Annotated in this window: 12 protein-coding genes; 1 reads left to right on the top strand and 11 read right to left on the bottom strand. The window is 73.5% G+C overall.

All coding sequences use genetic code 11. The features are described 5' to 3' along the window. Positions 1 to 9: 9 nt before the first annotated feature. The 4 genes from galT to Ani05nite_RS29265 form a co-directional block, all read right to left on the bottom strand. Positions 10 to 1,101, bottom strand: a complete 1,092-nt coding sequence (gene galT / locus Ani05nite_RS29280; protein ID WP_203773698.1) for a galactose-1-phosphate uridylyltransferase — start codon at positions 1,099 to 1,101, stop codon at positions 10 to 12. Beyond that, complete coding sequence (locus Ani05nite_RS29275; protein WP_203773696.1) at positions 1,098 to 1,874, bottom strand: DeoR/GlpR family DNA-binding transcription regulator; 777 nt, start codon at positions 1,872 to 1,874, stop codon at positions 1,098 to 1,100. The genes galT and Ani05nite_RS29275 overlap by 4 nt, the downstream gene beginning before the upstream one ends. 92 nt (positions 1,875 to 1,966) lie before the next feature. After that, positions 1,967 to 2,881, bottom strand: coding sequence for a glycosyltransferase family 2 protein (locus tag Ani05nite_RS29270; RefSeq protein WP_203773694.1), 915 nt, complete (start codon positions 2,879 to 2,881; stop codon positions 1,967 to 1,969). Next, positions 2,881 to 3,831 (bottom strand): sulfotransferase, encoded by a 951-nt coding sequence (locus Ani05nite_RS29265; RefSeq protein WP_203773692.1) that lies wholly within the window; start codon positions 3,829 to 3,831, stop codon positions 2,881 to 2,883. Before Ani05nite_RS29265 ends, Ani05nite_RS29270 begins: the two co-directional genes overlap by 1 nt. A gap of 62 nt (positions 3,832 to 3,893) precedes the next feature. Here Ani05nite_RS29265 and Ani05nite_RS29260 point away from each other — a divergent pair, with 62 nt between their 5' ends. Then, entirely contained in the window at positions 3,894 to 4,676 is a 783-nt protein-coding gene (locus Ani05nite_RS29260) for a WecB/TagA/CpsF family glycosyltransferase (RefSeq protein ID WP_203773690.1), read from the top strand. A gap of 26 nt (positions 4,677 to 4,702) precedes the next feature. Here the strand turns inward: Ani05nite_RS29260 and Ani05nite_RS29255 are convergent, their stop codons facing one another. The 7 genes from Ani05nite_RS29255 to Ani05nite_RS29225 are packed head-to-tail and all read right to left on the bottom strand — an operon-like array spanning position 4,703 to position 13,425. Next, complete coding sequence (locus tag Ani05nite_RS29255; RefSeq protein ID WP_203773688.1) at positions 4,703 to 5,701, bottom strand: glycosyl hydrolase; 999 nt, start codon at positions 5,699 to 5,701, stop codon at positions 4,703 to 4,705. Between the two features lie 8 nt (positions 5,702 to 5,709). Further along, positions 5,710 to 6,438: a methyltransferase domain-containing protein gene (locus Ani05nite_RS29250; protein WP_203773686.1), complete on the bottom strand. Its 729-nt coding sequence runs from the start codon at positions 6,436 to 6,438 to the stop codon at positions 5,710 to 5,712. Then, positions 6,435 to 8,057: a lipopolysaccharide biosynthesis protein gene (locus tag Ani05nite_RS29245; protein ID WP_203773684.1), complete on the bottom strand. Its 1,623-nt coding sequence runs from the start codon at positions 8,055 to 8,057 to the stop codon at positions 6,435 to 6,437. The genes Ani05nite_RS29250 and Ani05nite_RS29245 overlap by 4 nt, the downstream gene beginning before the upstream one ends. Beyond that, positions 8,054 to 8,932: a sulfotransferase family protein gene (locus Ani05nite_RS29240; RefSeq protein WP_203773683.1), complete on the bottom strand. Its 879-nt coding sequence runs from the start codon at positions 8,930 to 8,932 to the stop codon at positions 8,054 to 8,056. Before Ani05nite_RS29240 ends, Ani05nite_RS29245 begins: the two co-directional genes overlap by 4 nt. A gap of 49 nt (positions 8,933 to 8,981) precedes the next feature. Continuing rightward, a complete protein-coding gene (locus Ani05nite_RS29235) occupies positions 8,982 to 10,211 on the bottom strand; it encodes a hypothetical protein (RefSeq protein WP_203773681.1) in 1,230 nt (409 codons plus the stop codon). Then, positions 10,208 to 11,614, bottom strand: coding sequence for a hypothetical protein (locus Ani05nite_RS29230; RefSeq protein WP_203773679.1), 1,407 nt, complete (start codon positions 11,612 to 11,614; stop codon positions 10,208 to 10,210). The genes Ani05nite_RS29235 and Ani05nite_RS29230 overlap by 4 nt, the downstream gene beginning before the upstream one ends. After that, the gene (locus Ani05nite_RS29225) at positions 11,611 to 13,425 is read right to left on the bottom strand and encodes a Wzz/FepE/Etk N-terminal domain-containing protein (RefSeq protein WP_203773677.1); all 1,815 of its coding nucleotides are present in this window, start codon (positions 13,423 to 13,425) and stop codon (positions 11,611 to 11,613) included. Before Ani05nite_RS29225 ends, Ani05nite_RS29230 begins: the two co-directional genes overlap by 4 nt. Between the last annotated feature and the right edge of the window lie 81 nt (positions 13,426 to 13,506).

Below are 13,506 nucleotides of genomic sequence, written 5' to 3'. Positions count from 1 at the left end.
TTCTTCCGCTCAGCCCGCTTCCCGGAGCCGCTGCGCGGCGGCCTCCGGGACGATGTCGTTGATGAAGGCGCCCATCGCCGACTCCGAGCCCGCCAGGTACTTCAGCTTGTCCGCCGCGCGCCGGATGCTGAACAGCTGGAGATGCAGGTAGCCCAGCTCGCGGCCCGCGCCCACGACGGCCTGGTGCCACGCCGAGATGTAGGGCATCGGCTGGCCGAACAGGGCGTCGAAGCGGGCCAGCACGTCCAGGTAGAGCGGCCCGAAGGCGTCCCGCTCGGCGTCGTCGAGGGCCGGGATGTCGGCGACCCGGCGGTGCGGGGCGATCTGCACCTCGTACGGCCACCGGGCCGCGGCCGGCACGTACGCCGTCCAGTGCTCGTTCGCCGCCACCACGCGCACCTGCGCCTCGCGCTCGGCGGCCAGCACGTCCTCGTACAGGTTGCGCCCGCCGGTCCGCTCGGCGTGCCGGCGGGCGGCCCGCAGCATCGCCTCGGTGCGCGGCGGCACCACCGGGTACGCGTAGATCTGCCCGTGCGGGTGGCTCAGGGTCACGCCGATCTCGATGCCGCGGTTCTCGAACGGGAACACCTGCGCGATACCCGGCAGCGCGGACATCTCGGTGGTGCGGTCGGCCAGCGCGTCGAGCACCGTGCGGACCCGCGCGGGCGGCAGCGAGCCGAAGGAGCTGGTGTGGTCGCTGGTGAAGCAGACCACCTCGCAGCGTCCGACCGCCGGGCGCACCGGCACCATCGACGTCAGCGAGGTGATCTCGTCCGGGGCGACCCGGTCGCTGAACGACGGGAACTGGTTCTCGAAGACCACCACGTCGTAGTCCGGCGCCGGGATCTCGCTGGCGAACTCCGGCGTCGACGGGCAGAGCGGGCACTTGTCGCTGGGCGGCAGGAACGTGCGGGTCTGCCGGTGGGCCGCCACCGCCACCCACTCGTCGACCAGGGGGTCGTACCGCAGCTGCGAGGTCGGCGGCGGGGGCGGCAGCTGCCGGGTGTCCTGCCACTTGCCCCGCTCGGCGTCGGTGGCCTCGTCGAAGTAGATGAGCTCCCGGCCGTCGGAGAGCCGGATCGCGGTCCGCTGACTGATCATGAAGCGCTTACCACCATCAGCTCGTTCACCTGTTCCACCAGGACCGCACGTGCGGCCTCGTCCAGTTGGTCATCCGTGATCACCACGTCGGCGCGGTCCAGCGGCACGATCGAGGAGATGCCCACGGTGCCCCACTTGGTGTGGTCGGCCAGCACCACGAGCCGCTCGGCCGCCTCCACGAGTGCCCGGTTGACGTCCGCCTCCATGAGGTTCGGCGTCGTGTAGCCGGCCCGTTCGCTCATCCCGTGCACGCCGAGGAACAGCATGTCCAGGTGCAGCGTGCCGATCGCGGCGACCGCCACCGGCCCGACCAGGGCGTCCGACGGGGTTCTGGTCCCGCCGGTCAGCACCACGGTCTGGTCCGGGCGTCCGGCGCGGTAGAAGACGTCCGCGACCGGGATGGAGTTGGTGACCACGGTGAGCGCGGGCACGTCGACGAGCCGCTGGGCCAGGCCCGCGGTCGTGGTGCCGGCCGACAGCGCGATGGCGTCGCCCGGGGAGACCAGGGCGGCGGCGCGCATGGCCATCGCCGCCTTCTCGGCGCGCTGCCGCACCGATTTGGCCGCGAAGCCCGGCTCGTGGGCGGATCCGGGGCTGACCGTGGTGGCGCCGCCGTGTACCTTCGCCAGCAGGCCGCGGTCGGCCAGGGTCTCGAGATCGCGGCGGATGGTCATGTCGGAGACGCCGTACTCGCTGGCCAGTTCGCTGACCCGGACGCCGCCGGCCGCCCGGACCCGGTCGAGGATCGCCGCCTGGCGCTGCTGGGCCAGCATCAGCACTCACCGTCGCTGCGCCGGGATAACCGCACGAATTCGAACACGGGCGAACACTACCCGCTGATCGGCTGTGCGCGAAAGATGGTGTGTCAGATACCTCGGCCGCGCTTGTGCAGGGCCGACAGCACGTTCTCCACCTTGACCGCGCCGGTCATCGCGGCGAGGGCGATCGCCGTCCGCGGCTCCTTCCAGTTGGCCCGGACCGCCTCCTTGCTGAACTGCCACGCCTGGCTGCGGTTGCCGGTCGCCGCGGACCAGCACGCGAGCTGACCGTAGACGCGGGCCGCGCCGGGGCGGCAGCCGCTGATCTCCGGGTGGCGCTGCATCATCCAGCGCAGCGAGGAGATCTTGGTGGCGTACTCGTAGGCGTAGTGCGAGCTGCGGCCCCACAGGACCCGGACCAGCGGCTCGTCCAGGTGCACGATCGGGGCCCGGCGAGCGGCCCGCAGCAGCAGGTCCCAGTCCTCGTTCTGGCTGCCCGGGGCGTCCTCGGCGACCAGCCCGATGGCCGAGGCGGCCAGTGCCTCCCGGCGGATCAGGAACGACGACGAGTGCAGCATCGCCATCCGCGAGCGGGCCAGCTCGTCCACCGTCACCCGGCTGCGCCCGGCCAGCCGCGGGGTGGTGCGGCCCTCGTACTCGACCTCGATCGCACAGGTGGCCATCTCGGAGTCCGGCTCGGCCACCAGGGCGGCCACCTGGCGGCGCAGCTTGTCCGGCGCCCACGTGTCGTCGTCGTCGCAGAACGCCACGTACTCGCTGTCCAGGGCCAGGATGCCGGTGTTGCGGGCGCCGGCCAGCCCGGAGGTGCGCCAGTTCGTCAGCACCAGCACCGGGATGCCGTCGGTCGAGGCCAGCAGGTAGTCGGGCTCGGTCTGGTCGTAGACCACCACGATCTTCAGCGGGCCCGGGTACTGCTGCTCGCGGACCGCGGCGATCGCCTTGCGGACCAGCTCGGGGCGGTTGCGGGTGGGGATCACGACACCGACGGACGGCCAGTTCATCACGCCTCCTGGGGCACTGCTGCGGGGTTGAGGGGGTAGCCGTACGCGCGGAGCATCGGGGCGCACACCGCGCCGACCAGCCGGCGCTGGCCGCGGGGCAGCGCGCGGACCCAGGCGTCGTCGCGGCGCAGCGGCAGCCGGCCGATGCTGAAGCGCATCGGGTTGCCAGCCGCGCTGTGGCCGACCCGCAGGTCCGCGTAGCCGTCACCGAGGAAGGCCAGGTCGGCCTCGGTGACCGCGACGCCGGCGTACTCGGCGAGCTCGCGCAGCGCGGCCCGCGGGTCGGTGAGGAACTGCTCGTAGCGGATCCGGCGGACCGGGACGCCGCGGCGCGCGAGCAGACCGAAGGCGGCGTTGTGGGCGTTCCACAGCAGGGCCGAGCGGCCGGGGGAGTAGCGGGTCATCTCGGCGCTGCCGTCCGACTCCGGCCGGGCGACGGTCTTGGTCCAGGAGTACGCGACCCCGCGCGCGTCCCGCACCACGTGCACCACCCGCAGGTCGACGTCGTCCGCCCAACGCAGCACGTGGGCCAGCGCGCTGTGCTTGGAGGAGTCGACGACCACCCGGGCGCCGGAGACCGCGGCGGCGGCGGCGTAGACCTTGGCGTAGAAGCTCGCGTACTCGCGGACGTCGGCGCGCTGGGCCGGCGGCAGCTGGGCGCCGGCGAGGCGGGGGATGTGCCGGGTGCGCTCGACCGTGCCGCGCAGCGCGTGCACCCGCTCGACGTCCACATTGCCCCAGTGGCCGAACGCGTGCTCGCCGACCCGCTTCCAGAAGGTGCAGGCCGAGAAGCGGGCGCCGCAGCCGCACCGCTCGTCGTCGCGGATGTCGCGCTGCCAGAGGTGGACGATCTCGCCCAGCGAGCACACGGAGGGCAGTTCGCCGAGCAGGCGCTCCACGAGCGTCGTCCCGCTTCGTCCTAATCCACCCAAATACAGAACCCGTGCCACTTTGGCCCACCTTCGCTCGTTTCGCTCGTATAACGAGCGAGCGAGGCCGAAGGAGGCGTGGCATGACCATCGAGGCATTCGACCGGGTACATCTCGACGGCACAGGTTTCGACCGCATCACCGAGGCGGAAGTGGTGGCGGTGGTCCGGGAGGCGATCGCCGTCGGCCGCGGCGGGCGCATCCTCACCCCGAACGTCGACATCCTGCGTCAGGCCCAGGACGACGAAGCGGTCCGCGCCTACCTCGACGACGCCGACCTGGTCGTCGCCGACGGGATGCCGCTGGTCTGGGCCAGCAAGCTCAGCGGCAGCCCGCTGCCGGAACGCGTGGCCGGCAGCAGCCTGATCTGGTCGCTCTCCCGCGGCCTGGCCCGCGACCACCGGTCGGTCTTCGTCGTCGGCGGGGCGCCGGCGGCCGCCGGCGGCCAGGACGGCGCCACCCGGGCCGCCGGCCGCCTGGCCCGGGACTGCCCGGGACTGCGGATCGCCGGCACGCTGTGCCCGTCCTTCGGCTTCGAACGCGACGCGCGCTCCTATGCCGACTTCTGCCGCGAGGTCGCCGGGGCCGGGCCCGACCTGGTCTTCGTCGGCCTGGGCTTCCCGAAGCAGGAGGCCGTGATCACCCGGCTGCGGGCGGAGCTGCCGCGGGCCTGGTTCATCGGCTGCGGCGCGGCGGTCAACTTCGTGGCCGGCGACGTGGAGCGGGCGCCCCGGTGGATGCAGAAGACCGGCCTGGAATGGGCGCACCGGCTGGGCACCGAACCGGGGCGGCTGGCCGGGCGCTACCTCAAGCACGACGCCCCGTACGCGATGCGGCTGCTGGCCGGGGCCGCGGCCCGCCGGTGAGCCGTACGGGCCCGCGGCCGCCCGCCCTACCCCGGGTTGAAGTACGGGTCCCGGGTCAGCCGGGTGAACTGCTGGAACGCCGGTTTGTCGTCGCCCAGCCGGAACTGCTGGGTGGGCCCGTTGCCCTCGGGGTCGGACTCGAAGTACACGACCGCCTTGATCTGCCGGTTGGCCTTGAACGTGCGCTCCGCGTCGGCCAGCCAGGCCGCCCGCCCGGCCGAGCCCCAGACCCGGGCGACCCCGAACTCGCCGATGATGATCGGCTTGGGCCGCTGCGCCGCCCACTGCAGGAACGGGCCCATGAGCTGCCCGATCGGCTGGAACTGGCTGCCGGCGTAGACGTCCACACAGGTCCAGTCCACCGCGTCGTCGCCGGGGTAGAAGGCCGGCGCGTCACCGCGGATGAAGCCCTCCGCGGTCGGGCACCAGACCCAGGACACGTTGTGCACCCGCTGCTCGGCGAAGATCTCCCGGATGTGCTTGTACGCGGCGATGTAGTCCGGACCGGACCACATCGTGGCGCGCAGGTTGGGCCGGTCCATCTCCCAGCGGATCCGCAGCAGCACCGGCTTGTCCACGCGGCGGATCGCCTTGGCCTGCCGGCGGATCAGCCGGTCGTGCTCGCCGGCCACGATCGACCGGTTGTCGCCGGTGGCCCAGCTGACCATCAGCGTGGCCCCGGTGTCCAGGAACTCGTCGTCCGACGCGGTGCCGACCATCTGGTCGAAGCGCCGGTAGGTGTTGACGATGTCCAGTGGCCGCCCCAGATCCTCCTCGAGCCGGTCGACCGCCTCGACCCGGCCCGCGTGGGTCAGCGCGTCCGGCTTGATCCAGGCGCCCAGGTACGCCCCCTGCGCCGGCGCCGCGAACGGGCCCGCCTCGAACGGTCCCTCGTTGACGGCGACCGCCACCGGCGGGCTGGTCAGGTCGGGGGACGGCGTGGGTTCGGGCTCGTCGCGCCGGTGCGTGGTGCAGCCGGCGAGCACGAGGACGAGCAGGCCCAGCAGGGCGAGAACGCGGCGCATGACAGTGGCTACTTCTTCCGGCGGGCCGTGTAGAGGACGTTGACCGCGAAGCTGTCGGCGCCCGGCAGCCTGCGCGCGGCGGCGTCGGCCGCGCGGGCCAGCAGCTTGTGGTCCAGCGACTCGGTCAGCATGGAGAAGCCCCGCCGTTCGATGACCTCGAAGCCGTGCCGGTCCAGCAGCTCCTCGACCTCGGCGTGGGAGAGCTCGGCGAACCAACGCTGACCCGAGTGCCGCCGGGCCCGCAGGTGCCGCAGCGAGCCGGCGTTGCCGTGGTTCTCGACCACCAGCAGGCCGGACTCCCGCGCCGGCAGCGCCTTGGCGGCGAACGCCACGGCCCGGTCCCGGACGTCGGCGTGCACGTTGAGCAGCAGCCGGAACATCGTCACGATCGCGGGAAAGCCGGCCCGCACCGGCTCCGGCACCGGGCCGTCCATCGGCACCTGGTGCCAGTTCGCGCGCGAGCCGACCTCGGCGGCCTTCGCCATCATCTCGGCCGACGTGTCGTAGCCGTGCGCCTCGCGGACCAGGCCGTGCAGGGTCCGGATGGCCCGCCCGGTGCCGCAGGCGAAGTCGTGCTGCACCGGCGGCGTGGCGAACTCGCGGCTCACGAGCCCGCGCAGGTACGCCTGCTGCCGCTCGTTGATCCGCGACGCGTAGCTGTCCGGGGCGTACGTGACGTGCTCGTACTTGTCGACGGCGTCCGCGTTCTGGAACACCTTGGTGTATTCGCTGGTCAACCGGTCCTCCTCTGGGTGAGCTGGCGAGGCTTGAAAGCGTGCAGGCCGAGCCGTCCGCGCAGCAGCCACGCGCCCGCGCCGAACGCGGGCACCGCTGCCGCCAGGGCCAGCGTCAGCCCGGCCGGGCCCGGGCCGGCGACGGCGGTGACGAGCCGCGGCAGGACGCCGAAGCAGGTGACGGAGAGCCCGGCGGCGGCCAGCGTCCCCGGGCCGAACGGGTGCAGCCGCGCGACCCGGCCCACCTGGATCAGCGGCAGCACGTTGTTGGCGACCATCGCGCAGGCCAGCCCGGCCGCCGCGCCCAGCGCGCCGTACCGGGGGATCAGCAACACGTCCAGGCCGATCGTGACGCCGAGCGCGACCACGACGTTGAGCAGGTTCCACGAGGTGCGCCCGGCCATCGTCAGCACCATGTCGACCATGCCGCAGCCGGTCGCCACGAGCATCGCGCAGGCCAGCACGACCACCACGTCGGCGCCGCTGCGGTAGCCGCTGCCGAACAGCCCCAGGTAGACGGGCGCGAGCAGGATGACGCAGAAGATGACCGGCCAGGTGACCAGCACCAGCCAGCCGGTCGCGGTCTGGTAGAGGTGGTTGGCGGTCGTCCGGTCGCCGACCGCCAGCGCCTCGGCCAGCCGCGGCTGCACCGACTGCGAGATGCCCTGGTTGGCGAACTGGATGAGCACCACGAACCGGCCGGCCACCGCGTAGACGGCGGCCGCGGCCAGCCCGCCGAGCGCCGCCAGGAGCAGCACGTCGACCCGTTGCAGGGCGAGCTGCGCGACGCTGGCCAGGGCGCGCGGCGCGGTGAAGCGCCAGAAGGCGTGGCGCAGCTCGCGCCGGTCCCGGCGCCGGGACCGGGGCGCGGCGGGCCGGCCGGCCAGGTACGTGCGGCGCAGCGCCAGCGCGGACAGGATCGCCACCGGCAGGTACGGCGCCGCCCAGGCGAACGCGAACGCCGGCAGCGTCGCCGTCGTCCACAGTGTCGCCACTCCCGCCGCGCCGACGCACAGCAACTGCAGCGTGCTGCGCAGGACGCGGTCCAGGGTGACGGTCGGCCGCATGGCCTTGTAGCCGCGCGTGGCGGTGAGCAGCGCGTCGGTGAGCGCCTGCAACGGCAGGAAGACGGCGAGCACCCGCAGGGCGGTGATGTGCCCGGCCATCACGTGCGGCGAGTCCCCGGCGGTGAGGTGGGCGATCGCGGGCGCGCCGAACCACAGAGCGACGGCGAGCCCGGCCGCGAACGCGAACACAGGGGTCAGCGCGGTCCGCAGGCAGGCGCCGAGCAGGTGGTCGCGGCCGGTGGCGCGCAGCCGGGCCGGCCAGTAGACCAGGCCCGTCTGGGTACCGAGCTTGGCCAGCCCGCCGGTCAGCACGAACGCCGCGGTGGCCGCGAAGAACGCGCCGGCCTGCTCGGCGCCGAGGCTGCGGGCGACGACCCAGGTGACCGCGACACCGGTGCCGCCGGCCAGGGCGGACCCGGCCATGTTGGCCAGCCCGCCCCGGGCCACCCCCCGGGTGCCCCTGCGGTCCGGCGCGCCGACGACGTCGGTAGCCGTCACGCTGTACCGGCCGGGTATGCCCTCCTGGCCCTCGCTGAGCTCGGTGCGGTCGGTCATACCGAACGCCAGACGGGCACCCGGCCCAGCCAGGTGATCAGGGCCTCGTCGTGCGGGGCGAAGTGCGCGGTCAGGTCCCGGCGCAGCACGGGGTCCATGTCGGACTGGCGGGGCCGGGCGTTGTGCCGCTCGAACGGCGGGTGCCCGAGATCGGTCGGCAGCCCGAGGAAACGGCACACCTCGTCGTACGTCTGCTCGGGCTCGGCGAAGAACCGCTCGCTCTCCACCACGTGGATGCGTTCCCGACCGACGTGCTGGGCCATCACGCTCAGGTAGCGGGCGTACTCGCCGCGGGCCCGGTAGGCGTGGTGCTGGTGGGCGAACGAGTAGTACGTCGGGTCGGTCGCCAGCTTGTGCTCCTGCCGGTGCAGCCGGGCGGCCTCCAGCGCGAGCGCGTTGCCGAAGTCGCGTTCCGGCTCGAAGCCGCGGGCCACCTCGTGGTGGTGCTGGGAGTACGCCCGTTCCACCGGGTCGCGGACCAGCACCACCAGCTTCGCGCCGGGCAGGTCCGCGGCGATCCGGGCGGCCGCCTGCGGGTGGTACATGTAGTACGGGCTCGACTCGAAGGTCTGCGCCTCGACGCCGTGCCGGCTGCGTACCCGCTCCGCGCTGCGCTGCATCGGGAAGTGCCCCTTGTACCAGCTCATGCCGCGGTCGTAGGACACGTCGAAGTAGTGCACCCCCTTGTGCAGCACCGCCTTCAGCACCACCGGGTGCGCGGCGAGGGCCCGGTAGAGCGACGTCGTGCCGCAGCGCTGGCCGCCGCAGATGAGGAACGACGGGGTCATCCGGGCGGGCGCGGTGAGCCGGCCGTACGAGCGCGAGCCCAGGTGCACGACCCGCTTGACGGGTGACGGAACTTTGGAGACGTCCATGGCTACAGCGGCCTTCCATCGTCGACGTGCCGCGGAGTCCGGTCCGCGGTCACAGCTCCTCCACCCGGCGGATCAGCACGGGCAGCAGCCAGGTGCCGAGGACGCCCAGCCGGGCGCCCGCCTCGGCCTGCCGGTCGGTCAGGTACCGCGCGGCCAGGTCGACGAGGTAGAGCAGGGCGGTCAGCTCCCGCGCCTCGCCGGCCACCTCGAACGGCGCCAGCAGCTCCGCGGCCCGGCGGACGGTCGCCTCCACCGCGTCCGCGGCGTCGCCGGTGGCCTGGATCCGCCGCTGCAGCTCGTGGTGGATCGCGTCGAAGCCGACCGGCACGCCGACGGTGAACCGTTCCCAGTCCCAGACCAGCAGGGTGTCGGCCAGGTTGGCCATGTTCCACGGGGCCCAGTCGCCGTGCCAGGCGCCGTACCGCAGGGTGTGCTGCCCGGCGTGGGTGGCGAGCAGCTCCGCGGCCGACGTCAGCGCGACCCCTTCCGGCCGGTCGTCCAGGGCGGCCAGGCGGCCGCGCAGCTCGGCCCAGTACGCGCTGCCGACCAGCGTGCCGCTGTGGCAGCCGCAGCAGCCGGCGACCTCGACCATGGCGGCTTCCAGCCGGCCGGGGGGCAGCGGCGCCCGCGGCAGCCACACCGGCAGCGCCGACTGGACCAGCACCTGCAGGCCCCGCCACCGCCCGGCGTGCAACACGGTGGGCACGGCCAGCTGGCTGAGCCCGACGGCGCCGAGCCGGTCCAGCGCCGCGGTCTCGGCCTGCACCAGACGCTGGGTGAGCGGGCCGGTGCCGAGCTTGCCGAAGCCGAACGTCTCGCCGTCGGGGCTGATGAGCTGGAGCACCGGCTTGCGGTTGGCCCGGGCCGGTCCGATGTGGATGCTGACCGACAGCTCCCGGCCGAGCGCCTCGCGCAGGTGACCGTCGATGCTCTCCGCGGCCGGTCCGGTGACCCGGATCCGGTCCCGCAGCAGCAGCCCGGAGGCGCCGGTCCGCAGGACGGCCACCACAGCGTCCCGCTTGAGGCGGGCGGCGCGCGACTGCGGCTCGGCGTAACGGCGCACCGCCGCGGCGGCGATCCGGCGCGAGGCATGGGGCACCAGCAGCCGGGGCCGGCGGGCGTCCGGCACGACCAGGTACTCGGTGATCCGCGGGCCGGGACCGCCGGTGGTGTCGCACGGCGCCGGGTAGAGCAGCTCGAGCACCTCGGTCAGGTACTGCGTGCGCAGCGCCGAGTCGCCCGCGGTCAGGGCGGCGGGAGCGGTCTTGACGGGACTCATGGGCTTTGCCCTCCGGGTCGGTTCGCCTGCAGGTCGTTGCGCCAGAGCAGCGCGTACGCCAGGAACATGAAGACCAGAGGGGTGGCCAGCGAGTTGTACCAGAACATCGCCGAGAAGGAGCTGACGATGGCGGCGCTGCCGACGACGCCGACCGGGGTGCGGTCGCGCCGGAACCGCCACAGGCCGTAGCCGAAGAAGGCCAGGTAGGCGATCGTGCCGGCGGCGCCGTGGGCGTACATGAGCTGCCAGAACTGACCGTTGCCGCCGACGGTGAAGTTGCCGCAGCGCTCGCACCCGGAGCTCTCGCCCACGGTGATGGAGTTGCGGCCGCCGATCGTGTTGCGGGTCGAGCCGTAGCCGATCACCGGCGACCCGGCGAAGCCGTCGACCGCGCGATCGATGAGGAAGGAGCGCACCCCGTTGGACTTGCCGTTGTCCAGCCGGGCGTCGACCGTGTCGCCGAGCGGGGTGGCGATCAGCGCGAGGACCAGGCCGGCCGCGGCGAGCAGCACCGCGCCGAGGACCCAGAGCCGGCCCATCACCACGTACCGGGCGGCGACGTAGAGGACCACGACGGCGATGCCGATCCACAGGCCACGGTTGAGGGACGCGACCGCCGGCACGACGGAGACGGCCAGGCAGAGCAGCGCGACCAGCTTGACGCCGGCCCGCCGGGTGGCCCAGGCGGCGACCACCAGCCAGCCCATCAGCAGGCAGAAGTTGTTGCCCCAGGTGTTGGTGTAGCCCCACGGCGCGGCCGGGCGTGGCTTCTCGCCGCCGACCAGGTCCATGATCTGCGCCGCGTACGGGTGCACCAGCGACTGCACGAAACCCTTGGTCCGCAGGTCGGGCGGCAGCAGCCACTCCACCGGCGAGGTGAACTCGAAACGACCGGCGAAGATGCCGAGCAGGCCGCCCGCCACGGTCACCACGAAGAGCCAGCCGAGCAGATTCACCAGCCGGCGGCGGGACAGCTCGGTCTCGGTGAGGTTGCCCGCGTACACCAGCAGGACCGTGAGGGACGCGTACAGGGACAGCCGGTAGACCACCGCCAGCAGCCGGTCGCCCGCGGTCTCGGCCACCGTCCCGCTCGGGTCGGCGCCCAGCGCCGCGATGCTCACCACGACCGCCACCAGGAAGAGCAGCCACCAGGCGAAGCCGGGCGGCAGCAGCAGCGGCCGGCCGGCGGCCCGCCGGCGCAGCAGCAGCACCAGCATGGGCGCCGCGGTCAGCGGGAAGATCAGCACGCCCAGGCCGAGCGCCCACCACAGCGGGTAGAGGGCCAGCACGCCCGCCAGCGGCCAGGCCGGCAGGGCGGTCGGCCGCTGGACCGGGGCGCTGTGCGCGGGCCCGGCGGCCCGGGTGCGGAGGGTGCCGGAGCCGCCGGGGACGACCAGCGTCACTTCTCGTCCGGCTGCTCGCCGGTCTTCTCGGCCGTCCTGGTCTGGGCGCCGGCCGAGCTCAGGTCGATGATCGCGGTGACCTCGTCCAGTTCGGCCGGGCGCGGCCGGGCCGGGCCGCCCGGGGTGGGGCCGGCCGGCACCCGCCGCATCTGCTGGGTCCGGTCGGTGTCGAGCACGGCGGTCTCGTCCGCGCGCGGCTCGGTGCGCTGCTCGGGACGCTGCTCGGTCCGATAGTCCGCGCGCTGCTCCGGCCGGCGCTCGGCCGGCAGGGTGACCACCGGCAGGTGCTGCTCGTCGGTGCGCATCGCGTTCAGCCGGGGCAGCACCACGGCGCCGAGCAGTGGCGTGCCGACCCGGCTGAGCTGCTCGGCCGCGTCCAGCAGGGCCGGGCGCTTGGCCCGGCGCAGCTCGACCGCCAGGATCGCGGCGTCGGCCAGGCTGGCCAGGCTCTGCGCGTCCGCGCTGCTGCTGGTCGACGGGGCTTCGATGACCACGTAGCCGGTCTGCCGGCGCAGCGCCTCCAGCGTGTCGCGCAGCCGCTGGGACTGCATGAGACCGGCCGCGGTGGCCGCGCCCCCGGTGGTGATCACCCGCAGCGACGGGATGCGCGGGGTGCGCTGCATCGCCTTGGGCAGGTTGATCCGGCCGGCCAGCAGGTCGGACAGACCCGGCATGGGCGCCACGCCGAGCATCCGGGCCAGCGGCGCCGCGTCCGCGACGGTGTCCGGCAGGTGCGCGCCGATCAGCACGACGTCACTTCCGGTACGGGCCAGCGCCGCCGCCAGGTTCGCGGCCACCAGCGTGGTCGCCGAGCCCCGGCTGGCCCCGGTCACCACGATGATCTGGTCCCCGCTGCGCAGGCTGGCCAGGATCTCGTTGCGCAGCCGGTTGAAGACCCGACCGCCCGGCCCGTACGGCTGGAGCACGTCGTCGAAGTGCGGGGTGGTCCGCTCGTCCAGCGCCGCCAGCACCGGGATCCGCCCCCGGTCGCGGACGTCGGCCGCGGTCCGCAGCCGGCGGTCGTAGCGTTCCCGCAGGAAGGCCAGCGCGAACCCGGCCAGCAGCCCGGCCATTCCGGCGGTGGCGATGGTGAGCAGCGCGTTCGGCCGGATCGGGGCGTCGGGCTCGCGGGCGTCGCTGATGATGCTGCCGGCGCCCACGGTGGCCGTGGTCAGCTCGTTGAGCCGGCTGGTGATGTTGTTGAGCTGGTTCTGCGAGTTGTTGCGCAGGCTCTCCAGGTTGCTGCGCTCGAAGCTGCCGACGGGCGCCTTGGCCAGCTTGCTGTTGATGCCGGTCAGGTTCGTGGTGAGCTGCTTGGCCTTCAGGGCCAGCGTCTTGATCTGCTGGTCCAGCCCGGCCCGGGCGGTCTCCTCCCGGTTGCGCAGGTACGCCTCGGCGAACGCGTGCGACCCGGCCTGCGCGCCCTTGGGGGTGTCGGCCTCGAACCGGATCACCAGCACGGTGGTGTTGGCCGGCACCTCGACGGAGACGTCGCGGGCCAGCTCGATGGGGGAGACCGGGGACCGCAGCAGCGCGGCGGCCTTGACCGCCACCGCGCCCGAGCCGACGAGCTGGGCCTCGGTGTCCAGGTTGATCGGGCCCTTGGTGCGGCCGCCGGAGGCGTTGGTGTCGCCGTTGACGGCCTGCACGAGCACCGAGGTCGACGACTCGTAGACCTTGGGCACCGCCTGGGTGATCAGGGCTCCGAGTCCGACGCCGACACCGGCGGCGGTGAGCACGACCCACCAGTGCCGGCGGAACACGCCCAGGTAGTGCGAGAGGTCGGCGGATACCGGGCGCGGATCTTCCATCGGTTCGGCGGCCCTTTCGGGGTGTGGAGTGAGTCGGTCAGCAAACGGGCGTTTCGCCCCCCGTAGGGGGTAAACGGCCAG

Origin of the sequence: Actinoplanes nipponensis (assembly GCF_016862275.1) — a bacterium.
Lineage (GTDB): Bacteria > Actinomycetota > Actinomycetes > Mycobacteriales > Micromonosporaceae > Actinoplanes > Actinoplanes nipponensis.
Note: the sequence above shows the minus strand (reverse complement) of the source record. Positions and strands in the feature narration are given on the sequence as shown.

Coding starts and splice junctions, on each gene's coding strand:
- Ani05nite_RS29255 (WP_203773688.1), bottom strand. CDS start 5,701: ATGCGCCGCGTTCTCGCCCTGCTGGGCCTGCTCGTCCTCGTGCTCGCC.
- Ani05nite_RS29240 (WP_203773683.1), bottom strand. CDS start 8,932: ATGGACGTCTCCAAAGTTCCGTCACCCGTCAAGCGGGTCGTGCACCTG.
- galT (WP_203773698.1), bottom strand. CDS start 1,101: ATGATCAGTCAGCGGACCGCGATCCGGCTCTCCGACGGCCGGGAGCTC.
- Ani05nite_RS29245 (WP_203773684.1), bottom strand. CDS start 8,057: ATGACCGACCGCACCGAGCTCAGCGAGGGCCAGGAGGGCATACCCGGC.
- Ani05nite_RS29260 (WP_203773690.1), top strand. CDS start 3,894: ATGACCATCGAGGCATTCGACCGGGTACATCTCGACGGCACAGGTTTC.
- Ani05nite_RS29235 (WP_203773681.1), bottom strand. CDS start 10,211: ATGAGTCCCGTCAAGACCGCTCCCGCCGCCCTGACCGCGGGCGACTCG.
- Ani05nite_RS29270 (WP_203773694.1), bottom strand. CDS start 2,881: ATGAACTGGCCGTCCGTCGGTGTCGTGATCCCCACCCGCAACCGCCCC.
- Ani05nite_RS29275 (WP_203773696.1), bottom strand. CDS start 1,874: ATGCTGGCCCAGCAGCGCCAGGCGGCGATCCTCGACCGGGTCCGGGCG.
- Ani05nite_RS29225 (WP_203773677.1), bottom strand. CDS start 13,425: ATGGAAGATCCGCGCCCGGTATCCGCCGACCTCTCGCACTACCTGGGC.